General features: G+C 71.5%; 19 protein-coding genes. 5 read left to right on the top strand and 14 right to left on the bottom strand.

Annotated features, from left to right (window positions below; translation table 11 throughout):
- Window positions 1-61 precede the first annotated feature (61 nt).
- Window positions 62-1,174: an SDR family oxidoreductase gene (locus ACFV7R_RS19985; protein ID WP_385265002.1), complete on the bottom strand. Its 1,113-nt coding sequence runs from the start codon at window positions 1,172-1,174 to the stop codon at window positions 62-64.
- Between the two features lie 193 nt (window positions 1,175-1,367).
- On the opposite strand from ACFV7R_RS19985, the gene ACFV7R_RS19980 reads away from it, so the two are divergent.
- Both ACFV7R_RS19980 and ACFV7R_RS19975 read left to right on the top strand, forming a co-directional pair.
- Window positions 1,368-2,807: a zinc-dependent metalloprotease gene (locus ACFV7R_RS19980; RefSeq protein WP_385265000.1), complete on the top strand. Its 1,440-nt coding sequence runs from the start codon at window positions 1,368-1,370 to the stop codon at window positions 2,805-2,807.
- A complete protein-coding gene (locus ACFV7R_RS19975) occupies window positions 2,804-3,325 on the top strand; it encodes an NUDIX hydrolase (RefSeq protein WP_385264997.1) in 522 nt (173 codons plus the stop codon). The genes ACFV7R_RS19980 and ACFV7R_RS19975 overlap by 4 nt, the downstream gene beginning before the upstream one ends.
- A gap of 54 nt (window positions 3,326-3,379) precedes the next feature.
- Here the strand turns inward: ACFV7R_RS19975 and ACFV7R_RS19970 are convergent, their stop codons facing one another.
- The 4 genes from ACFV7R_RS19970 to ACFV7R_RS19955 all read right to left on the bottom strand — a co-directional run bounded on the left by ACFV7R_RS19970 (window position 3,380) and on the right by ACFV7R_RS19955 (window position 7,328).
- A complete protein-coding gene (locus ACFV7R_RS19970; RefSeq protein ID WP_385264995.1) occupies window positions 3,380-4,135 on the bottom strand; it encodes an AIM24 family protein in 756 nt (251 codons plus the stop codon).
- A 16-nt stretch (window positions 4,136-4,151) separates the two neighbouring features.
- Entirely contained in the window at window positions 4,152-4,832 is a 681-nt protein-coding gene (locus ACFV7R_RS19965) for an AIM24 family protein (protein WP_129802257.1), read from the bottom strand.
- 13 nt (window positions 4,833-4,845) lie between these two features.
- Window positions 4,846-6,585: a TerD family protein gene (locus ACFV7R_RS19960; protein WP_385264992.1), complete on the bottom strand. Its 1,740-nt coding sequence runs from the start codon at window positions 6,583-6,585 to the stop codon at window positions 4,846-4,848.
- A gap of 146 nt (window positions 6,586-6,731) precedes the next feature.
- Window positions 6,732-7,328: a M48 family metallopeptidase gene (locus ACFV7R_RS19955; RefSeq protein WP_385264990.1), complete on the bottom strand. Its 597-nt coding sequence runs from the start codon at window positions 7,326-7,328 to the stop codon at window positions 6,732-6,734.
- A gap of 280 nt (window positions 7,329-7,608) precedes the next feature.
- Here ACFV7R_RS19955 and ACFV7R_RS19950 point away from each other — a divergent pair, with 280 nt between their 5' ends.
- Window positions 7,609-8,823, top strand: a complete 1,215-nt coding sequence (locus ACFV7R_RS19950; protein ID WP_385264988.1) for a TOMM precursor leader peptide-binding protein — start codon at window positions 7,609-7,611, stop codon at window positions 8,821-8,823.
- Complete coding sequence (locus tag ACFV7R_RS19945) at window positions 8,816-10,204, top strand: ABC1 kinase family protein (RefSeq protein ID WP_385264985.1); 1,389 nt, start codon at window positions 8,816-8,818, stop codon at window positions 10,202-10,204. Before ACFV7R_RS19950 ends, ACFV7R_RS19945 begins: the two co-directional genes overlap by 8 nt.
- Window positions 10,205-10,293: 89 nt before the next feature.
- Here the strand turns inward: ACFV7R_RS19945 and ACFV7R_RS19940 are convergent, their stop codons facing one another.
- The 5 genes from ACFV7R_RS19940 to ACFV7R_RS19920 form a co-directional block, all read right to left on the bottom strand.
- Window positions 10,294-10,503 (bottom strand): hypothetical protein, encoded by a 210-nt coding sequence (locus ACFV7R_RS19940; protein WP_129802261.1) that lies wholly within the window; start codon window positions 10,501-10,503, stop codon window positions 10,294-10,296.
- Between the two features lie 136 nt (window positions 10,504-10,639).
- Window positions 10,640-10,963 carry a hypothetical protein gene (locus tag ACFV7R_RS19935; protein ID WP_129802262.1) on the bottom strand — a complete coding sequence of 108 codons (324 nt, stop codon included), beginning with the start codon at window positions 10,961-10,963 and terminating at the stop codon, window positions 10,640-10,642.
- On the bottom strand, window positions 10,960-11,328 hold the full coding sequence (locus tag ACFV7R_RS19930) for a WhiB family transcriptional regulator (protein WP_019072119.1): 369 nt from the start codon (window positions 11,326-11,328) through the stop codon (window positions 10,960-10,962). The genes ACFV7R_RS19935 and ACFV7R_RS19930 overlap by 4 nt, the downstream gene beginning before the upstream one ends.
- A 175-nt stretch (window positions 11,329-11,503) precedes the next feature.
- Window positions 11,504-11,827: a hypothetical protein gene (locus ACFV7R_RS19925; RefSeq protein ID WP_129802263.1), complete on the bottom strand. Its 324-nt coding sequence runs from the start codon at window positions 11,825-11,827 to the stop codon at window positions 11,504-11,506.
- A 165-nt stretch (window positions 11,828-11,992) separates the two neighbouring features.
- Window positions 11,993-14,221: an ATP-dependent DNA helicase UvrD2 gene (locus ACFV7R_RS19920; RefSeq protein ID WP_385264981.1), complete on the bottom strand. Its 2,229-nt coding sequence runs from the start codon at window positions 14,219-14,221 to the stop codon at window positions 11,993-11,995.
- Window positions 14,222-14,404: 183 nt separating this feature from the next.
- On the opposite strand from ACFV7R_RS19920, the gene ACFV7R_RS19915 reads away from it, so the two are divergent.
- Entirely contained in the window at window positions 14,405-14,647 is a 243-nt protein-coding gene (locus ACFV7R_RS19915) for a mycoredoxin (protein WP_129802290.1), read from the top strand.
- A gap of 60 nt (window positions 14,648-14,707) precedes the next feature.
- On the opposite strand, the gene nudC is transcribed toward ACFV7R_RS19915, so the two are convergent.
- The 4 genes from nudC to ACFV7R_RS19895 all read right to left on the bottom strand — a co-directional run bounded on the left by nudC (window position 14,708) and on the right by ACFV7R_RS19895 (window position 24,224).
- Window positions 14,708-15,652 carry an NAD(+) diphosphatase gene (nudC, locus tag ACFV7R_RS19910; RefSeq protein ID WP_165396465.1) on the bottom strand — a complete coding sequence of 315 codons (945 nt, stop codon included), beginning with the start codon at window positions 15,650-15,652 and terminating at the stop codon, window positions 14,708-14,710.
- 154 nt (window positions 15,653-15,806) lie between these two features.
- Window positions 15,807-17,210 (bottom strand): dipeptidase, encoded by a 1,404-nt coding sequence (locus tag ACFV7R_RS19905; RefSeq protein ID WP_385264978.1) that lies wholly within the window; start codon window positions 17,208-17,210, stop codon window positions 15,807-15,809.
- A gap of 10 nt (window positions 17,211-17,220) precedes the next feature.
- Entirely contained in the window at window positions 17,221-20,778 is a 3,558-nt protein-coding gene (locus ACFV7R_RS19900) for an ATP-dependent helicase (RefSeq protein WP_385264975.1), read from the bottom strand.
- A 92-nt stretch (window positions 20,779-20,870) separates the two neighbouring features.
- A complete protein-coding gene (locus tag ACFV7R_RS19895; RefSeq protein WP_385264973.1) occupies window positions 20,871-24,224 on the bottom strand; it encodes an ATP-dependent helicase in 3,354 nt (1,117 codons plus the stop codon).
- Window positions 24,225-24,429 lie beyond the last annotated feature (205 nt).

The following is a 24,429-nucleotide window of genomic DNA, read 5'->3' as shown; positions in this document are numbered from 1 at the left end:
CGTCGGACACCGGGAAACGGGGATTGCACCCGGCCAGCGCCGGGCTGCGTACTCCCACGCCTCAGATCCGCCGCCGAGCCTTCCGAGCCCGCCGCACCACGGCCGCCGCACCCAGCAGCGCCACCGTCGCGCCCGCAGCCCCCGCCGCAGTGGCGTCCTTGCGCCCCAGCCGCCGTCCGACCACGGTGTGCCGCCCGGAAACCTCCTCCAGCAGTTCCGCAAGCACCTCCTCATTGGTCCACTGCGGCCGCCACCCGGCGTCATGCAGCCGGCTCCCGCTCACCACCCACGGGTACATCGTGTACGCCAGATCCCCCGCCGGAGACGGTGTGAGCCCGATCCGGTGCAGCCGGGCCGCCGCCCCGAGCGCGACCGCCGAGGGCAGTTCCATGCGCCGGATCCCGCTCAGCTCCTCGACCTCCTCCTGCTCCAGCCACCCGTCACAGCCGACGGCCAGTTCCCCGTCGACCTTCTCCAGGACGGTGTACTCCAGAGCACTGCACAGGTCCTCGACGTGGCAGAACTGCCAGGCGGGCCGCGAACCGGCGACGACCAGCAGTCGAGGGGACTCGAAGTACCTGGTCAGCGCGGTATCGGTGCCGCCGACCAGCACCCCGGGCCGTACCACGGTCACATTGAGTCCCGGATGTGCCCGCGGAGCGCGCCGCGCGAGCCGCTCGATCTCCAGCAGGTCCCCCACCCCCGTGGCCTCCGCGGTGGCGCGCAGTTCGGCGTCCTCGGACAGCGGCAGCTCGTTGTCCGGCAGCGCTCCGTAGACCATCGCCGATGTGCAGAGCACGGCCCGGTGGACCCCGGCCGCGGCGGCAGCGGTCAGCACGGTCTGCGTGCCGCGCACGTTGTACGCCGTCCGGGCGGCCGCGTCGGTCTCCAGGTCGAGGTCGAGCGCCAGGTGCACCACCACGTCCGCGCCCCGCAGCTTCTCCGCGATCGCCGGATCGCGCACGTCGAGGATGTGCCACTGCGCCGCCGCGCACTCGCCGCGCCGCTCGTCGATGGCGATGACCTGCTTGATCTCCTCAGACGCGGCCAGCCGCGCGGTGAGCAGCGCGCCGACGCCGGACGCGGCGCCGGTGACCGCGACGACGGGCCCGCGCGGGGCCGACGGGGTTGAGTGGTTTCGCGCTGCGCGAACCTGCGGATCTGGGGAACTCACCGGGTGTCTCCAGCGGTTGTCTTCACATACGAGCGCGAGTGACGCGTACGTACCAGGTGGCATCCATCCTGCCGCAGGCCGTGAGTCGGCGGAGCACCGAGGCCCGAACCGCCCCGGGTGTCTACGCTGGGTGGTGTTGTCGGGCAGTCGTGCCGTCGGAAAGAACCGGCGGCCTTACCAGCCGAGGATTCCCGTGAGTGACACCCCATTCGGATTCGGCCTTCCGCCGGAGGAGCCGGAGAACGGCGACGAGGGCAAGAAGAAGGACGACCAGCAGAGCGGTGGTGGGCAGGGACCGGCCAACCCGTTCGGTTTCGGGCTGCCCGGCGCCGGAGGCTTTGGCGGCCCCGGTGCGGACAATCCGCTCGCTGCCATGTTCGGTTCGCTGAACCCCACCGATCTGGGCGCCGCGTTCCAGCAGCTGGGCCAGATGCTCTCCTACGAGGGCGGCCCGGTGAACTGGGACATGGCCAAGCAGATCGCCCGCCAGACGGTCTCCCAGGGCACGTCGGACGGCTCGAAGGACGCGAGCGTCGGCCCCGCCGAGCGCACCGCGGTCCAGGAGGCCGTCCGCCTGGCCGACCTGTGGCTGGACGATGCCACGTCCCTGCCGTCGGGCGCCGCCTCCGCGGTGGCCTGGAGCCGCGCGGAGTGGGTCGAGGCGACCCTGCCCGCGTGGCAGGAGCTCGTCGACCCGGTCGCCGAGCGCGTCGGCGCGGCCATGGGCGATGTCCTGCCGGAGGAGATGCAGGCCATGGCGGGCCCGCTGATCGGCATGATGCGCTCGATGGGCGGCGCGATGTTCGGTACGCAGATCGGGCAGGCCGTGGGCGTGCTCGCGGGCGAGGTGGTCGGCTCGACCGACATCGGCCTGCCGCTCGGCCCGTCCGGCAAGGCCGCGCTGCTGCCGGTGAACATCGAGGCGTTCGGCAAGGACCTGGGCGTACCGAAGGAGGAGGTGCGGCTGTATCTCGCCCTGCGTGAGGCCGCCCACCAGCGCCTGTTCGCGCATGTGCCGTGGCTGCGCTCGCACCTGTTCGGCGCGGTCGACGGGTACGCGCGCGGGATCAAGGTCGACACGGCCAAGCTGGAGGACGTGGTCGGCCAGTTCGACCCGCAGAACCCCGAGCAGCTGCAGGACGCCCTCCAGCAGGGCATGTTCCAGCCGGAGGACACCCCGGAGCAGAAGGCCGCCCTGGCCCGTCTGGAGACCGCTCTGGCGCTCGTGGAGGGCTGGGTGGACGCGGTGGTCCACGCGGCGGCGAAGCCGCGTCTGTCGTCCGCCGACGCCCTGCGTGAGACGCTGCGTCGCCGGCGCGCCTCGGGTGGCCCGGCCGAGCAGACCTTCGCCACGCTGATCGGCCTGGAGCTGCGCCCGCGCCGGCTGCGCGACGCCTCCCGTCTGTGGGCGTCCCTCACGGACGCGCGCGGTGTCGACGGCCGGGACGCCCTGTGGGCCCACCCGGACATGCTGCCGACGGCCTCCGACCTGGACGACCCGGACGGCTTCGTGCACCGGGAGCAGATCGACTTCTCCGAGCTGGACAAGATGCTCGGCGAGGCGGCGGATGGCTCCGCCGGGAAGCCGAACCTGAAGAAGGACGACGACTCCAAGGGCGACGACACCGAGTGAGCCTGTACGACAACGCGGTCCTCACACTGAAGGAGTACGAGGACCAGGAAGAGTTGCGCCAGGCCTACCTGGACCACCTCGCGGAGCACCCGGACGGCATGTGGAAGGCGTGCCAGGACGGGCACATCACAGCGAGCGCCCTGGTGATCGACCCCTCACGCGGGCGTGTGCTGCTGACCCTGCACAAGAAACTGCGGATGTGGCTGCAGATGGGCGGCCACTGCGAGCCGGGCGACGCCACCCTGGCGGCTGCGGCCCTGCGCGAGGCCACGGAGGAGTCCGGCGTCGACGGGCTGGCGCTGCTGCCGGGCGGCCCTGTGCGGCTCGACCGGCATCCGATCCCGCCCCCGTGCCACTGCCACTTCGACGTCCAGTACGCGGTCCTGGCCCCGCCGGACGCGGTGCACGAGGTCAGTGACGAGTCCCTCGACGTGCGCTGGTTCGCCTACGACGAGGTGCCGAAGGTCGCCGACGAGTCTGTCGTACGACTGCTGGAGGCGACCCGCGCCAGGCTGTGAACGCGTAAGGGGTGACCGCGTTTGCGGTCACCCCTTACCGATCGTCACGTCGGCTCAGCCCCAGACGTTCCCCTGGTTCTGCCCGCGCGCCCCGTGCTGCCCCATGCCGAACTGCGCGGCCGCACCCTGCCCGATCTGGGCGTTCTGCGGCGGCAGCAGTTCGCTGGGCTGGATCAGCGCGTAGCCGGTGCCCATGAAGCTGAGCTCCCAGCCCTCTCCGGTGTTGCCGCGGCGCCGCCACACGCCGGAGGAGTGCGTCTGTGCCTGCATCTGCACGCGCAGCCCGGTGGACCAGGCGACGATCGCGTCGGCGTCGCAGTTGACGTACTTGTCCGGGGTGACCTGCATCAGCAGCGGCGCGCCCGAGGTCATGAGGGCGACCTGGCCGCGGCCGGTGATGTTGAGCTGGTACTTCCCGGACCCGGAGATGCCGTACAGGCTGTCGACGGCGATGACCTCGTGGTGCAGCGAGGAGTCCATCGCCAGCACGTAGCTGCTGTCGACGGTGAGGCCCTCCTGGTCCACCTCCATCACATGGATGTGCTGGGCGAGGTTGGCGAAGTAGACCGTGCCCTGCCCGTGGCAGCGCATCAGGTCCAGGCCCTCGCCGGTGTGCGCACGCGCGCGTGACTGGCTGTTGCCCTGGTACTCGGCGTCGAACTCGACGAGCCCCTGATAGGCGACCATGGTGCCCTTGCGGGCCAGGATGTCGTCGTGGCCCTCCAGGGCGACGCGCAGCATCTGCTTGTTCTGCAGGCTCCAGCGTTCCTGGGTCTGCTGGTCGTTGTGGGCGAAAAGCGGACTCTGCATGGTGTGGTGCTCCCCCTCAGCCCCGGACCCGGAGACGGTCGGTGCTGTCCTCGCTGGGCTGGACGACGACGATGCCCTGGCCGGAGAAGGCCATCTGGTAGGCCTCACCGCTGCCGCGGCCGATGAGCGACTGCGCCCTGAAGCTGCGCTTGCCCTTCACCTTGAGGTTCGGCGACCAGGCGACGAGCGCGTCCGGGTCGACGTAGGTCTCGTCCTCGCCACCGCCGCAGTCGACGACGATCGGCTTGCCCCGGGAGGTCAGCGCGACCCACCCCTGCCCGGAGATCCTGGTGTTCCACAGGCCCTGTCCGGCGAACTTCGCCAGCCCCTTGACCCGCTCCACGCCCCACGTGAGGTGCGCGTCGAAGGCGAGCAGGTTGGTGGCGTTGACGGAGATCCCGTCGCCGTTGAGGTTGATCACGACGACGTTGGCGCCGTAGTCGGCGAGGTAGAGCAGGCCGTCCCCGGAGCACTTCATCAGGGGCGCGCCCTCACCGGTGAGCCAGTCCTTCGCGATCTGCCGGACGGCCGGCGGGTTGGGCTCGTACTGGACGAAGCCTTCGTAGGCGACCATCGACCCCACGCGCGCGAGGAGATCGTTTCCGGTCTGCATGGCGACCTTCAGCATGTGGTTGCCGTGGTTCTCCATGCGGGCGGTGACGGGTGCGGGAGCGTAGCCCGCGAGCGGCTGGTTCATGACGGGCTCTCCCTCAGATCTCGTACGGCTGGACGACGATGAAGTTTCCGGGCGCGCCCCGGAACTGGAGGTTGACGCTCTCTCCGGTGTCGCCGGGGTAGGAGTTGCGGCGCATCCGGACCTGGCTGGAGACGACCACCTGGGAGGCGGCCGACCAGGCGACCACGGCGTTGCAGTCGGCGAACGTGGTCGGCGTGACCGGCAGCACGACGGGCGTGCCGTGCGTCTTGACGACGATCGTGCCGGTGCCGGTGAACTGCATCGTGAACAGCGCGCCGCCCGGGATGCCGTGCCCCTCGATGCGGCGGACCTCGTACTGCAGGCTCTCGTCGAAGGCGAGGACGTTCTCGGCGGAGACGCAGATCCCGTCGCCCTGGAGCTCGATGGGGTGCAGCATCGTGGAGTTCTCGGCGAGGAACACCTGGCCCTGGCCGGTACAGCGCATCAGCTGCATCTCCTGGCCGGTCGCGTTGCCCACGATCCGGCCGGCGAATCCGGCGCCCTTGTAGCTGAAGTCGACCTTGCCCTGGTAGAGCACCATGCTGCCCTGCCGGGCAAGCACGGGCTGGCCGCCGATGCCGAGGTCGACGCGGACGAGCTTCCTGTTCTGCTGCGTCCAGCGCTGCCCGGTGGGCGTCTCCTTGAACTGCTGGAGTGCGCCGGCCACACCGGGCGCCTGCGGGGCGCCGCCCTGGGGGACGCCGTAGGGGGCCGTCGGCTGACCGGGGACCTGCCCGGCGGGGGGCTGCTGCCCGTAGCCCGGGGGCGGGGTCGGCTGTCCGTAACCGGGGGGCGGCGTGGGGGCCTGCGGGGCCTGCGGGGCCTGCGGCTGTGCGTAGCCGGGGGGCAGCGGGGCGCTCTGGCCGTACGAGGTCTGGGGCGGCTGCTGGCCCGGCTGGCCGTACGCGGGTTGCTGCTGACCGGGCTGGCCGTAGGGCGGCGCGGGCGCCGGGGCGGGCGGTGGTACGGCGCCGCCGGGCGGGGTCATGGGCGCGACGACGGTCGGCGCGGTGTGTACCTGAGGTGCGGGCGCCGGGGGCGGGGTGGCTCCCGCGGGGGGCGCGAATCCCTGCGCTGCGGGCTGCGGCGTGGGAGCCGGGGCGGGTGCCGGGGTGGACGCGGGTGCAGCCGGGGCTCCGAACGCGGGCGGCGCGGCGGCCTGGGCGGGCGGGGCGAACCCGGGAGCGGCACCGGCGGGCGGCTGAGGCTCGGCCGGCGCCTCCTCCTCGGCGACCTCACCACCGAAGTTCTTCAGCAGCGCGTCCAGCCCGCCGTCGAAACCCTGTCCGACGGCCGCGAACCGCCACACGTCCTTCAGGTAGAAGTCGCCCAGCATGACGGCCCGTTCGGTGGAGAACTCCGAGCCGTTGAACGAGTACCGGGCCACCTCCTCACCGCCCGCGACGATGCGGATGTATCCGGGGTTGATCTGCGACATCTGCCCGGCGCCGTCGATCGTCGCCGTGAACGACAGCTTCTGGATCTGCGGCGGGATCCGGTCGAGCGTGACCCGGAAGGACTCCGTGTCGCCCGCCTGGGCACCGAGCAGCTGAAGGGACTCCTCGGGAGACTTCGGCTGGTTGAAGAAGACGAAGTACCGGTCGTCCGACAGCCGTTCGTCGGCGTCCAGACCGAAGCAACTGATGTCGAAGCTCAGTCCGGGACCCGAGATCTGCACGCCTACGTACAGATCCGTGCCCGCGGTGAGGTCACTGATCCTGGCCTTGTGGCCGCGTTGGAATTCCCTGGCCATGCGTAACGACCGTCCCCCATCCGGAATGCGAGTGCGTCGCGCCAGGCTAACGGCAAACGCGGACACCGGACGAAGTCGGTACAGACCCGGTACAGAACCACTGCTCAGCGGTGGCTGAGGGCAGGTCAGCCCGTTGCAGGGCGGGGTCACTCACCGCGCGCGCCGGGCAGATGCGGCAACCGCTCGGCGGCGACCACGCCTTCCAGGTAGCCCCGCGCCCGCTCGGTGCGCGGATACGCCTCCAGCAGCCGCCAGAAGCGGGGCCCGTGTCCGGGCACCAGCAGATGCGCCAACTCGTGGAGGAGTACGTAGTCGAGGACGTAGTCGGGCATGCCCTGCAGACGGTGCGACAGCCGGATGCTGCCCTCGGACGGGGTGCACGAGCCCCAGCGCGTGTTCTGGTTGGTGACCCAGCGCACCGAGGCGGGCCGGGCACGGCCGTCGAAGTACTGGGCGGACAGTCGCTCGGCACGCTCGGCCAGTTCGGCGTCGCCGAGCACCCGCTTGCTCTCCTGGGCGGCCAGTTTGTCGAGCATGACGGTCACCCAGCGCTGCTCCTCAGCCTCGGACATCCGGGCCGGGATGAGCACGACGGTGCGATCGCCCTCGCGGTACGCGGAGACCGTCCTGCGTCGACGGGCACTCCGGCGCACCTCGATCGGGCTCGCCCCCGAGCCGCTCGACGGCGGACTCGTCGTGCTGCGCTGTGGCTTTCCGGCGCGGTGCAGTGGGTCGGCGGACACGCCCCGACGTTACCCGCTGCACACGGGGGAAGTCCCGACTCCGGGACGGTTCGATTCCGATCCCCCACCGAGCGTTTGATTTGTACGACAAACATGCCCCGCCTGTGGACAACTTTCGGCACCGAACGGCCGCGCCAGGCATGCTGGCACTCGTCGGCGGAGCACAGACCACCTCCACCGACGAACCGCAGCAAAGAGCAACAAACGGGACAAGAAGAGGCAGGACAGGGACCAAGACCGGGACCTGACCGCGACCTTCCAGGGGCTACGGGGGCCTGACATGCATCCGAAAGTGAAGCCCGCGCTCAGGCGCGGCTGGCGCGACCTCAACACCGTGCAGTTCGGCATGACACCGGCGCACGCGATGACGCTGGGTCCGATGGATTCGGCCACGGGACACTTCCTCGAACTGCTCAACGGCACTCGCGGCCTGCCGCTCCTGCGCGAAGAGGGACGGCGCATGGACCTGCCGGACGGCCATGTCGACGCGCTGGTCGAGCGGCTGGCCCGGTCCGGACTGCTCGACGACGCCAAGGGAGGCAGCCCGGCCGCCGACACACTACGCACAAAGAAAGAGGTCCTCGACCGGCTCCGCCCCGACCTGGCCTCGCTGTCCCTGACCACCTCCCGACCCGGCGACGCGATCAGCCGCCTGGCCGCCCGTCGCTCCCTCCGCGTACAGGTGCGCGGAGCCGGCCGGGTGGGCACCGTCCTGGCCTCCCTGCTGTCGGGCGCCGGAGTCGGCGAGGTGGACGTGCGCGACTGCGGCCAGGTCGAACCGTGGGACATCGCGCCGGGCGGACTGCCCGCCGAGTCCGTCGGCGAGCGCCGCGACGAAGCCGCCCGCCGTGCCGTGCGCCGCGCCGCACCGGACCGCCCACCCCGCCGCGGCCCCAGACCACGACTCGAGGCGGCCGACCCCGGCTACTCACTGGTGATCCTCGCCCCACGCGACGATGTCGCCGTGCACGCCCCCGCCCCGGACACCGCAGAACCACTCATCACTTCGGGTACGCCCCACCTGTATGCCGGAGTCGTCGAGGGAACCGGCGTGGTCGGCCCGCTCGTCCTGCCCGGCGAGACGGGCTGCGCCCGCTGTCTGCACGAGGACCGCACCGACCGGGACCCGACCTGGCCCCGCCTGGTCGCCCAGTGGCGCTCGGGCAGACAGCCCCATGTCCGCCCCTGCGACCTGGCCCTGGCCATCACCGTCGCCGGGCTGGCGGCCGCGCACACACTCGCCTTCCTGGACGGCCAGGTGCCCTCCAGCACGGGCGCACGCTGGGAGGTCTCGCTGCCGGGTCTTCAGTGGCATGCGCGGCCGGTCTGGGCCCATCCCGCATGCCCGTGCGGGGCTGCGGAGAGAGGAAAGGGGGAACGCGCTTCGGAGGATGCGGAGGCACACGAGACAATGGCGGTGGAACGGTCGCCGAGGGAGTTACGCCGTACGGCGGGCGCGGCGCGACCGGCTGGGACCTGGAGGGCGCATGTCTGATCTTCCCCGCAAGGCGGTCACCCGTACCGCCAAGCTCGCCGCGCTCCCGCTCGGCTTCGCCGGGCGGGCCACCTGGGGCCTGGGCAAGCGGATCGTCGGCGAATCCGCGGAGATAGTCGGCCGCGAACTGCAGCAGCGGACGGCCGAACAGCTCTTCAAAGTACTCGGAGAGCTCAAGGGCGGCGCGATGAAGTTCGGGCAGGCCCTGTCCGTCTTCGAGTCGGCCCTGCCCGAGGAGATCGCCGGCCCCTACCGGGTGGCCCTCACCAAGCTCCAGGAAGCGGCGCCCCCGATGCCGACGCGCACCGTACACACCGTGCTCGGCGAGCGGCTCGGCGAGGACTGGCGGGAGCTGTTCCTGGAGTTCGAGGACAAGCCGTCCGCGGCGGCCTCGATCGGCCAGGTGCACCGGGGCGTGTGGCACGACGGACGTGAGGTCGCGGTCAAAGTGCAGTACCCGGGAGCAGGCGAGGCCCTGCTGTCCGACCTGAACCAACTGAGCCGTTTCTCCCGCCTGTTGGGTCCCCTCATTCCCGGCATGGACATCAAACCGCTGATCGCGGAGCTGAGGGACCGCGTCTCCGAGGAGCTGGACTACGGCCTGGAAGCTCAGGCCCAGCAAACCCACGCAGAGGAGTTCGCCGACGACCCGGACGTCCTGGTGCCGGCCGTGGTCCACCAGTGCGACGAGGTCCTGATCACCGAGTGGATCGACGGCATTCCGATGTCAGAGATCATCAGGGACGGCACCCAGGAACAGCGCGACCGGGCCGGTCAGCTCCTCGCCCGTTTCCTCTTCTCCGGCCCGGCCCGCACCGGCCTCCTGCACGCCGACCCGCACCCTGGCAACTTCCGCCTCCTGCCCGGCGGGCCGGGCGGGGACAACGACTGGCGCCTCGGAGTCCTGGACTTCGGCACGGTCGACCGCCTCCAGGGCGGCCTGCCCACACCCATAGGCCACTCCCTGCGGATGACCCTCGACGGCGACGCACAGGCCGTCTACGAGCTGCTCTGTGAGGAGGGCTTCGTCAAACAGTCCATCGAGCTGGACCCCGACGCGGTCCTCGACTACCTGCTGCCCATCATCGAGCCCGCCCAGGTCGAGGAGTTCACCTTCACCCGCGGCTGGATGCGCAGCCAGGCAGCCCGCGTCGCCGACCCCCGCTCCCCCGCCTACCAGCTCGGCAAGCAGCTCAACCTGCCGCCCGCGTACCTCCTGATACACCGGGTGACCCTCAGCACCATCGGGGTGCTGTGCCAACTGGGCGCGACGGTAAGGCTGCGCGAGGAACTGGAGGAGTGGCTGCCGGGGTTCTTGGCGGAGGAAGGCGTGGACGAGGAGGACGGCATGGGCGAGGAGGAGGCTGCGGCGGAGGCGTGAGCCGGGCTGTCGGGCTGCCGTTTTCGGCTTCTTGAAGGGGGTGGTGGGGTGGGGGGAGGGGGAGGGCCCCAGAAAGGGCCCAGAGCCCCCTACCACCACGCCGAGTCCAACCGCCCCTCAATCGCCCTGAGGTTCTCCCGCGAGCAGAAGTCGCAGAAATAGCGGCGAGTGCCGTGCTCCACAGAGCACGTCCAGGTGGGCTGCGGGCCGCGGGCCTGGGCACCGCAGCGGGCGCAGACGATGGGTCGGGGCTCCGGGGCGGAGCCGCCGTCGTCACTGCCTCCGGGAAGACTCGTCACCCGGCGACGATATCGCCGTACCCGACGGTTCGCCGGACACAACGCACCGCGGGGACCGGTCCGCTCGGACGAACCGGCCCCCGCCGGGAGCTCTTGCCTCCTCAGCTCGGGAGGCCACCGCTTCAGGTGTTCCGGGTTACTGCATGACGGCCATGGCGAGCGCGCGGCGGGCGCGCCTCGATGCCCGCTCGGCCCGGCGCTGCATCCGGCGAGCAGCCACCAGGCGCAGGGCCCGGCGCTCCTGGTGCGCCTCGTGCAGCCGGTCGTGCATATGCGCACGGGCCAGGGCTTCTGGGATGAGTTGCATCTCGCGGGTCCTGTTCTGGCGCGAGTCGTTCGCGCCGGTGGTGGTGACGTCTGGTGTCGCGGAGCCGGTGGGCTCGTTGGTGGACGGCTTCATCGGGGCCTGCTTCTGAGGGTCGTGCGTGAGGGGGCGGTCGATCGTTCCTGCGGTGTTCATGCCGTGACCGGGTTCTTGCGCGGGCGGCCACGCGGCCGCTTCCGGGCGACGACGACACCCTGGACGAACAGCTCGCCACCCCAGACGCCCCAGGGCTCACGCCGTTCCTTGGCGCCGGCGAGGCAGGCCTCGATCAGCGGGCAGGTACGGCAGAGAGACTTGGCGTACTCCACGTCCGCCGGCGACTCGGCGAAGAAGACCTCCGGGTCGTAGGAGCGGCAGGGGACGGGGACGCCGAGGTTCTCGATGGCGTCGTCGAGCGCGGTGAGCGCAGTGAGCGGGGTCAAGGTGGAGTCCTCCGTGAGGCCGGGCGGGGGGATCGTTTCGGAAGGCGGTACGGACGGGGCGTGCGCTTCGAGTTGCACGGTGTCGTCTTCCTCGTCTGGTCGTTCCGGTCCTGTTGGACCGGGTAGCGGCTGGTACCGGGTTCTTTTCTTGTCCCGAGGCCCCTTCGCTCTGTCATCCCGTTCGGGACAAACAGAAGGGCCGCGGATCCCGAGTGGGGTTCCGCGGCCCTGAAGGCGCCGGCCTGATCGCCGATCAGGCTGGATCACTCCAGGGTTCTGGCCCACGGAAGGCCCACATCAGGTGGTGCTGCGTCGTCTGCTTCCGGAATCCGGCACCGGTCGCCGTAAAGGCATAGGCCTTGGCCTGTGCCACTACTGCCGCTTCCAGTGCCTTGGTCGGTCGCTCATTGCGCTCGCGGACGGGAAGTCCCGCGAGAGACAGGGAGGACGCCGGACGGACGGCACGAATGCCGGACAGACCGGTGCCCAGGTTGGAGACGCCGAGCATGCACACGGAGGCGACCGAGCGATCGGTCATTTTGACGATGCTGGTGGTGCTGTTCTTGATGCTGATCACTGGACTCGCCTCCTCTCGGCGTCTCGGGGGACTGGGGTGAGCCAGTCCGACGGATATGCAAGTACAACACGGAATCAGGGCCTCCGAGAAGGCCGCTGTTCCCGTGGCTAAGAACCTATGGGGATTGCTGGGGCATGCGCAAACTATTTTTTCGACGAGTTGGTATCAGTCCCCGTCTTCCTCTCCCTCTGGCTCGTGGCCTGCACAGATGGCCAGGACGTCGGTCCCGTAGCGGTTGAGCTTGCGCACTCCGACCCCCGGGATTCGAGCCAGTTCGCCCTCGTCGTCAGGGGCGGCCTCGGCGATCGCCATCAGCGTCTTGTCGGTGAAGACGCAGAACGCCGGCTGGCCGCTGCGCCGTGCCTGGACCTCGCGCCACTGCCGCAGCCGCTCGTAGAGCCCCTCGTCCATGTCGGAGGGGCACTCCTCACAGCGCATCAGCTTCATCTCGCCGGCGTCGGTGAGGGTGCGTCCGCAGACCCGGCAGCGGGCCGGGGTGCGCTGGGTCCGTCTCGGCGCGACGGGACCTGTGCCGCTGCCGCCGTGACCGCGCTCGATGCCCCCAGAGGCCCCGGCGCCGCTGCGGCCCCCGGTCGCGGCCGATCCCGGACGCAGTCCGTCGAGGAAACGGCTGGGGCGCCGATTGGGGCGGCCGCCGGGTGAGCGGGCGAGAGACCAGGAGACGTGGAGATGGGAGCGTGCGCGGGTGACGCCGACGTAGAGGAGGCGGCGCTCCTCCTCGATCTGTTCGTCGGTCTTCGCGTAGGTGATCGGCATCATGCCCTCGGCGACTCCGACGAGGAAGACGACCTCCCACTCCAGGCCCTTGGCGGAGTGCAGGGAGGCGAGGGTGACGCCCTGCACGGTGGGTGCGTGCTGGGCGTTCGCACGTTCGTCGAGCTCTGCGACGAGGTCGCTCAGAGTGGCGCCGGGCCGGGCTGCCGCGAAGTCCTGCGCGAGGTTCACGAGCGCGGCGAGGGACTCCCAGCGCTCTCTGACGGCGCCGGATCCGGCGGGGGGCGTGGTCGTCCAGCCCTCGCCGGACAGCACTGCCCGGACCTGGGAGGGCAGGTCGACGGCCTCGTCGAGGAGCGAGTCGTTACCGCCGAAGCGGGCCGCTCCGCGCAGGGCAATGCCTGCCTTGCGCACTTCGGGGCGGTCGAAGAACCGTTCGGCGCCGCGCAGCTGGTAAGGGATCCCCGCGTCGGCGAGGGCCTGCTCGTAGGTCTCGGACTGGGCGTTGGTGCGGAACAGGATGGCGATCTCACCGGCCGGGACGCCGGCGTCGAGGAGCTCGCGGATACGGCGGGCGGCGCCCTCGGCCTCGGCGGGCTCGTCGGTGTGTTCGGTGTAGACAGGCTCGGGGCCCGGGGGGCGCTGGGAGACGAGTTCCAGCCGGTGGTCGGCGGCGCGGCCGCGGGCCTGGGCGAGCAGTCCGTTGGCGAGATGGACGACCTGGGGTGTGGAGCGGTAGTCGCGGACCAGTTTGACGACGGTGGCGCCGGGGTGGCGGGTGCGGAAGTCGAGCAGGTGGTCGGGGGTTGCTCCGGTGAACGAGTAGATCGTCTGGCTGGCGTCGCCGACGACGCACAGGTTGTCCCGGTCGCCGAGCCAGAGTTCCAGCAGGCGCTGCTGGAGGGGGCTGACGTCCTGGTATTCGTCGACGACGAAGTGCTGGTACTGGGCGCGGACCTGTTCGGCGATGTCGTGCCGGTCCTGAAGGATGGCGACGGTCAGCAGCAGGACGTCCTCGAAGTCGATGACGGCGCGGTCGCGTTTGAGGTCTTCGTAGGTGGAATAGAGCTGGACGATCTCGGCCGGGTCGCGTGAAGCCTCACGGCCGGCCTTCGCGGCTGCGAGCGGGTAGTCGGCGGGGACCGTCTGGGTGACCTTGGACCACTCGATCTCGGCGGTGATGTCCCGCAGCTCGCCCCGGTCGAGGCGGATACGGCAGGCGGCGGCCGCGTCGGCGACGAGTTGGAACTTGCGGTCGACGAGCCGGGGGATGGAGCCACCGACTGCTTTCGGCCAGAAGTACTGGAGCTGGCGCAGTGCGGCCGAGTGGAACGTGCGGGCTTGGACGCCGGTGGCGCCGAGCTGGCGAAGACGGCCGCGCATCTCGCCGGCGGCGCGGTTGGTGAAGGTGACGGCGAGCACGCTGGAGGGCTGCAGGATGCCGGCGCGTACGCCGTAGGCGATGCGGTGGGTGATGGCCCGGGTCTTGCCGGTGCCTGCGCCTGCAAGCACGCACACCGGGCCGTGCAGCGCGGTGGCGACTTCGCGCTGCTCGGGGTCGAGCCCTTCGAGCACCGCGTCGGCTCCGCTCGGCGGAGCCGAGTACTGAGCACTGCCGGGGTGCTGCGAGAAGAGGGTGGAGTGCGTTGCTGCTGTCACACGGCCATGCTGCCAGGTCGCCGGAGGCGGGTGAGCCGGTTGTCCACAGGCGGCTTCCTGCAGTCGTACTAATGCGGCAGGCGTCACGTCCTGCCGTATACCCCCGGCGGGAATGGCGGACCGTTCGCGTACGTTCCCCCTCTGCGACCATCCGTCCCCGACCCGCCGAGGAGCGCGAGAGACATGCCGGGCACTGTGACGATGTACAGCACCACATGGTGCGGCTACTGCCGTCGGCTGAAGAGCCAGCTGGACCGCGAGGGCATCGCGTACACCGAGATCAACATCGAGCAGGACCCGGAGTCCGCGGCGTTCGTGGAGAAGGCGAACGGGGGTAACCAGACGGTGCCGACCATGTTGTTCCCGGACGGGTCGACGTTGACGAACCCGTCGCTGGCGCAGGTCAAGCAGAAGATCGGCGCGTAACCGGCTCACTCGGAGGGGTGGCCGTCCCTCACCGGGGGCGGCCACCCCTTCGTTGTGTGGTCAGAAGGCGGTGCGGGTCGGCAGTGGCTTGCCGTACCAGAGTTCGATCAGGCGGGCCGCGATGGAGATGCCGTAGGGCGGCAGCACTTCTCCGGAGTCGAAGGCGGCGCGCAGTTCGTCGCGGGAGAACCAGCGGGCCTCGTGGATCTCGTCGCCGTCGACGGTGATGTCGGTGGAGGTGGCGCGGGCCATGAAGCCGAGCATGAGGCTGGATGGGAAGGGCCAGGGCTGGCTGGCGACGTACTCGACCTGGCCGACGGTGATGCCGGCCTCTTCGTGGACCTCGCGGCGTACGGACTGCTCGATGGACTCGCCGGGCTCGACGAAGCCGGCGAGCGTGGAGAAGCGGCCTTCGGGCCAGTGGACCTGGCGGCCGAGCAGGATGCGGTCGTCCTCGTCGGTGACGGCCATGATCACGGCGGGGTCGGTGCGGGGGTAGTGCTCGGCGCCGCAGGCAGGGCAGCGGCGGATGTGGCCGGCCGCTGCGATGACGGTGCGTTCGCCGCAGCGGGAGCAGAAGCGGTGTGTGCGCTGCCAGTTCTCCAGGCCGACGGCGTGCACCATGAGGCCGGCGTCGCGGGGGGAGAGCAGCAGGCCGGCCTCGCGCAGGCCGGCGGGGCGCGCGGACTGGTCCATGCGGCCGGGCAGGGCGTCCTTCTGGAGGGCGAAGTAGGAGACGCCGTCTTCGTCTATGCCGAGGAAGTAGCGGTGGGCCTCGGTGAGCGGGGCTTCGAAGGACGGGCTCATGACGAGTTCGGTGCGGCCGTCGGCTGTCTCGTCGATGAGGACCTGACCACCGGAGACCACGAAGCAGCGGGTTGTGGGGTGGCTCCACGCCGCCGCGAGCCAGGCCTCGTCGAGGCGGTGGTGTGCGGCACGGTCGATTCCGCTGGGGGCGGTGAGCGAGATGGGTCGGTCGGCGGTGTGGTCGGTCCAGGTGGTCACAGGTGCTTCCAACTCCCCCGGTGGAACGGTTGATGCGGCGGCGGTTCAGCGGGACGTACGGCAGGAGGCGACCGGGTGCGGCGGGGCTCCGTGGTGCGGCGCGGCTCTTCCAGTGTGCCCCGTGCGGGGTGGGGCTCCGTGCGGCGTGGATCGGTCAGGGCTCATGGCGCCAGTGTTCTGCGAGGTCGCCCCACAGGTATGCGGTGGTCTCGACGCCCTTGAGGAGCAGGTCGAGCTCGACTTTCTCGTTGGGGGCGTGCCAGCCGTCGGAGGGGACGGAGATGCCCAGGAAGAGGACGGGTGCGCGGAGGATTTCCTGGAGGTCCGCGGCGGGTCCGGAGCCGCCTTCGCGGGTGTAGCGGACTGGTTTTTCGAAGGCTCGGTTCATGGCGCGGGCGACGGACTGCAGGGCCGGGTGGTCCAGTGGCGTCAGGCAGGGGCGTGTGGCCGCGGAGAAGGTGATGTCGTGTCGGATGCCGGCGGGGATCTGGTCGGCCGCCCAGGCGCGGACGGCTTTCTCGATGTGGTCGGGGTCCTGGCCCGCGACCAGGCGGAAGGACAGCTTCACCATGGCCGTGGACGGGATGATCGTCTTGCTGCCGGGGCCCTGGTAGCCGCTGCCGATGCCGTTGACCTCGGCCGTGGGGCGGGCCCATATGCGTTCCAGGGTGGTGTATCCGGCCTCGCCCTGGGTGGCGTACGACTTGGCGGTGCGGAGCCACTGCTGCTCGTCGAAGGGCAGTTCGGCGAGGAGTGCGCGCTCCTGGTCGGTGAGGTCGACGACGCCGTCGTAGAAGCCGGGGATCGCCACGCGCGCGTGCTCGTCGTGCAGGGCGGCGACGAGGCGGGCGACCGCGGTCGCCGGGTTGGGGACGGCGCCGCCGAAGGAGCCGGAGTGGATGTCCTGGTCGGGGCCGTGCAGCCGGATCTCGCACTCGGCGAGGCCGCGCATGCCGGTGCACACGGTGGGGGTGTCCTCGGACCACATGCCGGTGTCGGAGACGATCACCGCGTCGGTGGTGAGCCGGTGGGCGTGCTCCTGGACTAGGGCCCGGAAGTGCGGGGAGCCGGACTCCTCCTCGCCTTCGATCAGCAGTTTGAGGTTGACGGCCGGGGTGGTGCGGCCGGTGGCGGCGAGGTGGGCGCGGACGCCGAGTGTGTGGAAGAACACCTGGCCCTTGTCGTCGGCGGCCCCGCGCGCGTAGAGGCGGTTTTCCCGGACGACGGGGTGGAAGGGCTCGCTGTCCCAGCCGTCCTCGCGGGCGGCGGGCTGCACGTCGTGGTGGCCGTAGACGAGGACGGTGGGTGCGGTGGGGTCGTCGGAGGGCCACTCGGCGTAGACGGCGGGTGCGCCCTGCGTCTGCCAGATCTCGGCGGTCGGGAAGCCGGTCTCCTTGAGCTTGCCGGCGAGCCAGTCGGCGCTGCGCCGTACGTCGGGCGCGTGGTGGGGTTGGGCGGACACCGACGGGATGCGCAGCCACTCGGCGAGGTCGTCGAGGAAGGCGCCAGCGTGCTGGTCGATGTACGTGCGGACGGCGCTGTCCGGGGTCTGGCTCATGGTCACGAGCCTATCGGCCCACAGTGACAGTCCGGTCGTGCGGTTCGTCACCGGGCGGCTCGTCCAGCAGCAGTTGTTCCAGTGCGGCGCGGTCCGGGAGGTCGTCGGGGCGTACGACCTCGCCGGTGCGTACGTGCACGAAGGCGGCGGTGACCGATTCCAGGGGCACCCCCTGCTGCTCGGCCCAGGCGAGTCGGTACACGGCGAGCTGGAGGGGGTCGGCGGTCGGGGTGCGGCCGGTCTTCCAGTCGACGATCTCGTACGTCGCCTGCTCGCCGTCGCCGTTCTGGTAGACGGCGTCGATACGGCCCCGTACGACGCGGCCGGCGATGGCGAGCTGGAAGGGGGCTTCGACGCGGGAGGGCGTGCGGTGGGCGTACTCGGTGCGTTCGAAGGCTTCCTTGAGGGCCTCCAGATCGCGTTCGTCGGCGATCTCGGCTTCGGTGCCGGGCAGCTCTTCCGGCTCCAGCATGGGCAGGGTCAGTTCTTCGAAACGTGCCTCGACCCAGGCGTGGAAGCGGGTGCCGCGGCGGGCGGCGGGCTGGGGTGGGTGTGGCATGGGGCGGGCCAGCTCCTGGGCGAAGCCGTCCGGGTCGGCGGCGAGGCGCAGCAGTTGGGTGGTGGTCAGCGATGCCGGCAGGGGGACCTCGGTGACGGACTCGCGCGCGCGGAGGAGTTCTCCGGTGAGGGCGTCGAGGTCGCGGTCCCAGGAGGCGATGGTGCGGGCCTCTTCGGGGGTGAGCGGGCTCGGCTCGGGCTCCGGGGGGTGTGGGCGTGCGCCGTGCGTGGTGTGGAGGTCCGGGGACGTCGCCTGGTGCGGGACGGTCGGACGGTGCTGCTCCGTCGGGCGCTGCGTGTCCGTCGGGCGCTGCGTGGCCCAGGAGTCCCAGTCGGCCGGGTCCTCCTCGGTTTCATCCGCGTATGGGATCTCGTCCTCATAGGGGATCTCGTGTCCATGGGGGATCTCGTCCTCATGGGGGATCTCGTCGTCCGGTGGCGAGGGCCAGTCCGGGTCGTCGTGGGTGTCGGGGTCTTGTACGGCGGCGGGGTGGCCGCTGTTGTGGGAGGCGAGGTCGTCGAGGTGGGCGAGGACCGTCGCGGCGGCCCCGCGGCGTCGGGCCAGTGCCGTGTCGTCCAGGGGCAGTGGCCAGCGCTGCTCGGCGGTGGCCTGGTGCAGGGCCGGGTTCTCCTCGTCCTCGGCGGGTTCCTCCGCCCATGCCTCGATCTCGCCGTGACCGGCGGCGCAGTGGTCGTGGAGGGCTTGGAGGAAGTCGGACGGTCCGCGGGGCTTCTTCTGCGTGGGGCCCCACCAGTGGCCGGAGCCGAGCAGCAGGGAGCGGGGGCGGGTGAAGGTGACGTAACCGAGACGGAGTTCCTCGATGTGCTGGTGGTCCTTCATGGCCTCGTGGAAGGCCTTCATGCCGCGTGAGTCCCAGGTCTGGATGTCGGGCAGTGTGTCGGCGTCGCCGCGCAGTTCGTGGGGCAGCACCTTGGCCTGGGCTGTCCATTTCTCGCGGCCCTGGCTGCTGGGGAAGGTGCCGGTGACCAGGCCGGGCACGGCGACGACGTCCCATTCCAGGCCCTTGGACTTGTGCGCGGTGAGCACCTTGACGGTGTTCTCGCCACCGGGGAGGGCGTTGTCGAGGCCCTTTTCGTACTGGGCGGCGGTGCGCAGGAAGCCCAGGAAGGCGAGCAGGCTCGCCTCGTTCTCGTTCGCGGCGAAGGAGGCAGCGACGTCCAGGAAGTTGGAGAGGGTTTCGCGGCGGCGGGCGGCCAGGGCGTGCGGGGACGCCGAGAGTTCGACCTCCAGGCCGGTGACGGCGAGGACGCGGTGGAGTACGTCCATGAGCGGGTCGGACAGGGAGCGGCGCAGGTCGCGCAGTTCGGCGGCGAGGCGCGCGAACCGTACGCGCGCGTCCGGCGAGAAGGGCAGCCCGTCGTCGTCCCCGCCACCCTCCAGTGGGGTCTCCAGGAACGTGTCGAGGGCGTCGGCGAGGGAAATCACCTCGGCCGGGTCGACGCCTTCGACTGCTTCTGCGAGCCGGCGGTCGGGGTCGTCGTCCGTGTCCACGCGCGCGTGGGACACGAGTAGGCGGGCGCGCCTGCCCAGGAGGGCGAGGTCGCGCGGGCCGATGCGCCAGCGGGGGCCGGTCAGCAGGCGGACCAGGGAGGCGTTGGCGCCCGGGTCCTGGAGCACCTCGCAGACGGCGACCAGGTCGGCCACCTCGGGCAGGTGCAGCAGCCCGGAGAGGCCGACGACCTCCACGGGGATGTCACGGGCGACGAGCGCGCCCTGGATTTCGGCGAAGTCGGTGGCCGTACGGCACAGGACGGCGATCTCGCCGGGTTCCTTGCCGGTGCGGACGAGGTGGGCGAGGGAGTCGGCGATCCAGTCGATCTCCTCGGCGTGGGTGGGCAGCAGGGCGCAGCGGACGATGCCGTCGTGTTCGGCGCCGGGAGCGGGGCGGAGGGCCTCCACGCCCGCGTGCATGGCGCGCAGCGGCTCGGCGAGGCCGTTGGCGAGGTTCAGGAGGCGGCCGCCGCTGCGGCGGTTCTCGCTGAGCGCCTGGCGGGTGGCGGGGCGGCCGTCGGTGTGGGCGAAGTGGTCGGGGAAGTCGTCCAGGTTGGCGACGGAGGCGCCGCGCCAGCCGTAGATGGCCTGGCAGGGGTCGCCGACGGCGGTCACGGGGTGGCCGGTGCCGCCGCCGAACAGTCCTGCCAGGAGGACGCGTTGGGCGACGGATGTGTCCTGGTACTCGTCGAGGAGGACGACGCGGAACTCGTCGCGCAGGATACGGCCGACGTCGGGGAGTTGGGCGAGGCGCGCGGCGAGGGCGATCTGGTCGCCGAAGTCGAGCAGGTCTCGCTCGCGTTTCGCGGCCCGGTAGCGCAGGACCAGTTCGGTGAGTTCGCGGCGGGCGGCGGCCGTCTCGGGGACCTTGCGCAGGTCGGCGTTGGTGAGCTTGACGCGCTGCAGGGTGTGCAGCAGTTCGGCGTCCCAGGTGCGCAGGTCCTCGGGGCGTACGAGGTGTTCGGCGAGTTCGGAGTCCAGGGTGAGCAGGTCGCTGACGAGGTCCGCGAAGGAGCGGGTCAGCGCCGGGTACGGGCCCGGGGCTTCGCGCAGCACGCGCGCGGCGAGCTGGTAGCGGGTGGCGTCGGCGAGGAGGCGGGAGGTCGGTTCGAGCCCGATGCGCAGGCCGTGGTCGGTCAGCAGACGGCCCGCGAACGCGTGATAGGTGGAGATGACCGGTTCGCCGGGCGGGTTGTCCGGGTCGATGACGTCCGGGTCGGTCACACCGGCCTTGACGAGGGCCTTGCGGACGCGCTCGGCGAGTTCGCCTGCGGCCTTGTTGGTGAAGGTGAGGCCGAGCACCTGTTCGGGGGCGACCTGGCCGGTACCGACCAGCCACACCACGCGGGCCGCCATCACCGTGGTCTTGCCGGATCCGGCTCCGGCCACGATCACCTGCGGGGCGGGCGGCGCGGTGATGCAGGCCGTCTGCTCCGGGGTGAACGGAATCCCGAGGAGCTCCTTGAGCTGCTCGGGATCGGTGATACGGGCGGGCACGTCCAAGAGGCTAACGGCGGGCACTGACAGCAGATGCCGTCATCGGCTCCCGGGAGCGGAGAAGCGTAGGTCAGCGCATGTGGTGTTGTACGTCACTCGATCACGTGGCGGCCCTCGGGACGCGCGCTGCACGACGCCCGGAACGTGCAGTGCGTGCAGTGCTGGCCGGTGGTCGGGGTGAACCGTTCGTCGAGCACCTTGCCTGCCGCGGTGGCCAGCAGCTCGCCGACCCACTCCCCCTCAAGGGCGTCCTGCGCCTGCACCTTGGGCAGTGTCTCGCCGCCGTCCCGCTTGGCGGCGCCCTGGCGCAGCTGGACGAGTTCGGCGCCGCCCGGTTCGGGGCGCACTCCGTCGAAGGCCTCGTCGACGGCGCCTTCGCGGACGGCCAGCTGGTAGACCGCGAGCTGGGGGTGGCGGGCCACGTCGGCCGCGCTGGGCGCCTGCTTGCCGGTCTTGAAGTCGACGACGTAGGCGCGGCCCTCGCCGTCCGCCTCGACGCGGTCCATGGAGCCGCGGATGCGTACCTCGTAGTCGCCCGCTTCGAGGGTGACGTCGAAGTCGTGCTCGCTCGCCACCGGCGTACGTCCGGTGCGGTCCATGACGTGCCACTTCAGGAATCTTTCGAGCGCCACGCGCGCGTGCTCCTTCTCCTGCGCCGACTTCCACGGCGCGTCGAAGGCGAGCGCGTCCCACACCGAGTCCAGGCGTTCCATGAGGACGGCGAGGTCGGCCGGGGTGCGCCCGGAGGCCACCTCGTCGGCGAGGACGTGCACCACGTTGCCGAAGCCCTGGGCGGCGGTGGCGGGCGCGTCGGCTTTTACCTCGCGGCCGAGGAACCACTGCAGGGCGCAGGTGTTGGCCAGCTGGTTCAGGGCGCTTCCGGAGAGTACGACGGGCTGGTCGCGGTTGCGTAGCGGCACCTTGGACTCGGTCGGCTCGAACATGCCCCACCAGCGGTGGGGATGTGCGGACGGGACGAGTGGGCGGCCGTCCTCGTCGGTGAGCGCGGCGAGCCGGGCCAGTCGGCGTGCGGCGGCCTCTCTCAGGGCGTCGGAGACTCGCGGGTCGACCGTCGTGGCGCGCAGTTCGGCGACGAGCGCGGCCACGGACAGCGGGCGACGCGGGCGGCCCGTGACGTCCTTGGGTTCGACGCCGAGTTCGGTCAGGAAGCGGGAGGGTTGGTCGCCGTCGTCGGCAGGGGCCTTCACCGCGGTGACGACGAGGCGTTCACGCGCGCGTGTGGCGGCGACGTAGAACAGGCGGCGCTCCTCGGCGAGCAGTGCACCCGGGGTGAGTGGTTCGGCAAGTCCGTCGCGGCCGATGCGGTCGGCCTCCAGGAGGGAGCCGCGGCGGCGCAGATCCGGCCACAAACCCTCCTGGACGCCTGCGACGACGACCAGACGCCACTGGAGCCCCTTGGAGCGGTGCGCGGTCATCAGCCGCACGGCGTCGGGGCGTACGGCACGCCGCGTGAGGGTGTCGGCGGCGATGTCCTCGGCCTCCAGCTCCTCCAGGAAGTTGAGGGCGCCGCGGCCGCCGGAGCGTTCCTCGGCGCGGGCGGCGGTCGCGAACAGCGCACACACGGCGTCCAGGTCGCGGTCCGCGTTGCGTCCGGCGGCACCGCCGCGCCGGGCGGCCCGCTCCAGGCGCGTGGGCCAGGGCGTGCCCTGCCACAGGTCCCACAGCGCCTCCTCGGCCGTACCGCCGCCCGCGAGGCGCTCGCGCGCCGTGCGCAGCAGCGCGCCGAGGCGCTGGGCACCGCGCGCGTACGCCGGGTCGTGTGCCACCAGCCGTTCGGGTTCGGCGAGCGCTCGCGCGAGCAGTTCGTTCGACGGCGGCGGCACCGCATTGCCCGCGGCCCGCTCCTCCTCACGCAGGGCACGGCCGAGGCGGCGCAGATCGGCGGCGTCCATGCCGGCGAGGGGGGAGGTGAGGAGAGTGAGGGCGGTTTCGGTATCGAGCCAGGGAGTGTGCTGTTCGGGTTCTTCGGGATCCGCCGGCTCCGCGGTTTCCGCCCGCTCCGGGGCGCGCAGGTCGTTGCCTGCCCGGCCCGACTCCGCCGTGGCGACCGCCCGGAGCGCCGTCAGCAGCGGGGCCACCGCCGGCTCGTGGCGCAGCGGCATGTCGTCGCCGTCGATGTCGAGGGGCACGCCGGCGGCTGTGAGGGCGCGGCGGACCGTGGGGATGGTGCGCGATCCGGCGCGCACCAGGACGGCCATGTCGCTCCAGGGGACGCCGTCCTCGAGATGGGCCCTGCGGAGGATGTCGGCGATGTTGTCCAGCTCGGTGCCGGGCGTCGGGTACGTGTAGACCTCGACGCGGCCGCCGTCGCGCACCGGAGCCGGCTCGCGGTGGGCGCGCACCTTGTCCGCGGGGAGGCGGGTCAGCGGCATGCGTTGGGTCAGCAGCCGGGTCGCGGCGAGCAGGGTGGCAGCGCAGCGGCGGGAGGTCCGCAGCACCTCGACGGGGGCCGGGCGGCCGTCCGCGCGCGGGAAGGCGCGCGGAAAGTCCAGGATGCCGTTCACGTCCGCGCCCCGGAAGGCGTAGATCGACTGGTCGGGGTCGCCGAAGGCGACCAGGGTGCGCCCCTCGCCGGCCAGGGCGTGCAGGAGACGGACCTGGGCGGGGTCGGTGTCCTGGTACTCGTCCACGAACACGGCGTCGTACTGCGCGGTGAGCCGCTGGGCGACCTCGGGGCGGCGGGCGAGGAGCACCGCGCGGTGGACCAGTTCGGCGTAGTCGAGCACGCCCTGCAGGTCGAGCACGTCGAGGTACTCGGCGAGGAAGGCTGCCGCGGCGCGCCAGTCGGGGCGGCCGGTGTGCCGCGCGAAGGCGTCCAGGGCGTCCGGTCCCAGGCCCAGCTCACGGCTGCGGGCGAGCACCGCACGGACCTCGTCGGCGAAGCCGCGGGTGGTCAGGCAGGCGCGCAGCTCGTCCGGCCAGCGCACGTGCGCGAGACCGAGCCGCTCAAGGTCCGGCTGGCCGGCGAGCAACTCGCGGACGGTCACGTCCTGCTCGGGCCCGGACAGCAGCCGCAGCGGCTCGACGAACAGGTCGCTGTCCTGGTGGGCGCGCACGAGGGCGTAGCAGAACGAGTGGAAGGTGGTCGCCTGGGGCGCGCGGGCCGCTCCTATCCGCAGCGCCATGCGGTCGCGTAGTTCCACGGCGGCCTTGCGGCTGAAGGTCAGCACCAGGATCCGCTCGGGGTCCCCTCCGCGCGCGATGCGGGCCGCGACGGACTCCACGAGCGTGGTGGTCTTGCCGGTTCCCGGGCCTGCGAGGACGAGCAGAGGTCCCGCCTCATGGTCAACCACCGCGCGCTGTGCCGCGTCCAGACGAGGGGGACCCGTTCGGACCGGCGGGGTACGCACCAGTCGGTAAGCGCCACGGCTCCCCTGTCGCACCTGCGGGTGCGACGGGCGCTGGACGGAGGAAGAGGAGCTCACGTGGTTCGCCGGTCCTGGTGGGTGTGCAGTCTCGGTGCCGGCGCGGAGCGCCGTCGTCGGGGGTGGCGGTCGGGTGACGGGTGGGCCGTCCGCCGCGCGAGGCAGGCGGTGACCGCGGGATGAGGGAGACACGCGCAGCCGACGCTACGCCGACGAAAGGGGCGGAAGCAGGACTTCCGCTTCTTCCCTCGGGACTCACGTGGCC

Origin of the sequence: Streptomyces sp. NPDC059866, from assembly GCF_042731325.1 — a bacterium.
In the GTDB taxonomy this organism is placed as follows: Bacteria; Actinomycetota; Actinomycetes; order Streptomycetales; family Streptomycetaceae; genus Streptomyces; species Streptomyces flavusporus.
Note: the sequence above shows the minus strand (reverse complement) of the source record. Positions and strands in the feature narration are given on the sequence as shown.

Bases quoted from the DNA above. Each gene is read 5' to 3' on its own strand.
- ACFV7R_RS19945 (WP_385264985.1), top strand. From the start codon at position 8,816: ATGTCTGATCTTCCCCGCAAGGCGGTCACCCGTACCGCCAAGCTCGCC.
- ACFV7R_RS19935 (WP_129802262.1), bottom strand. From the start codon at position 10,963: ATGAACACCGCAGGAACGATCGACCGCCCCCTCACGCACGACCCTCAG.
- ACFV7R_RS19970 (WP_385264995.1), bottom strand. From the start codon at position 4,135: ATGCAGAGTCCGCTTTTCGCCCACAACGACCAGCAGACCCAGGAACGC.
- ACFV7R_RS19965 (WP_129802257.1), bottom strand. From the start codon at position 4,832: ATGAACCAGCCGCTCGCGGGCTACGCTCCCGCACCCGTCACCGCCCGC.
- ACFV7R_RS19950 (WP_385264988.1), top strand. From the start codon at position 7,609: ATGCATCCGAAAGTGAAGCCCGCGCTCAGGCGCGGCTGGCGCGACCTC.
- ACFV7R_RS19905 (WP_385264978.1), bottom strand. From the start codon at position 17,210: ATGAGCCAGACCCCGGACAGCGCCGTCCGCACGTACATCGACCAGCAC.
- ACFV7R_RS19960 (WP_385264992.1), bottom strand. From the start codon at position 6,585: ATGGCCAGGGAATTCCAACGCGGCCACAAGGCCAGGATCAGTGACCTC.
- ACFV7R_RS19915 (WP_129802290.1), top strand. From the start codon at position 14,405: ATGCCGGGCACTGTGACGATGTACAGCACCACATGGTGCGGCTACTGC.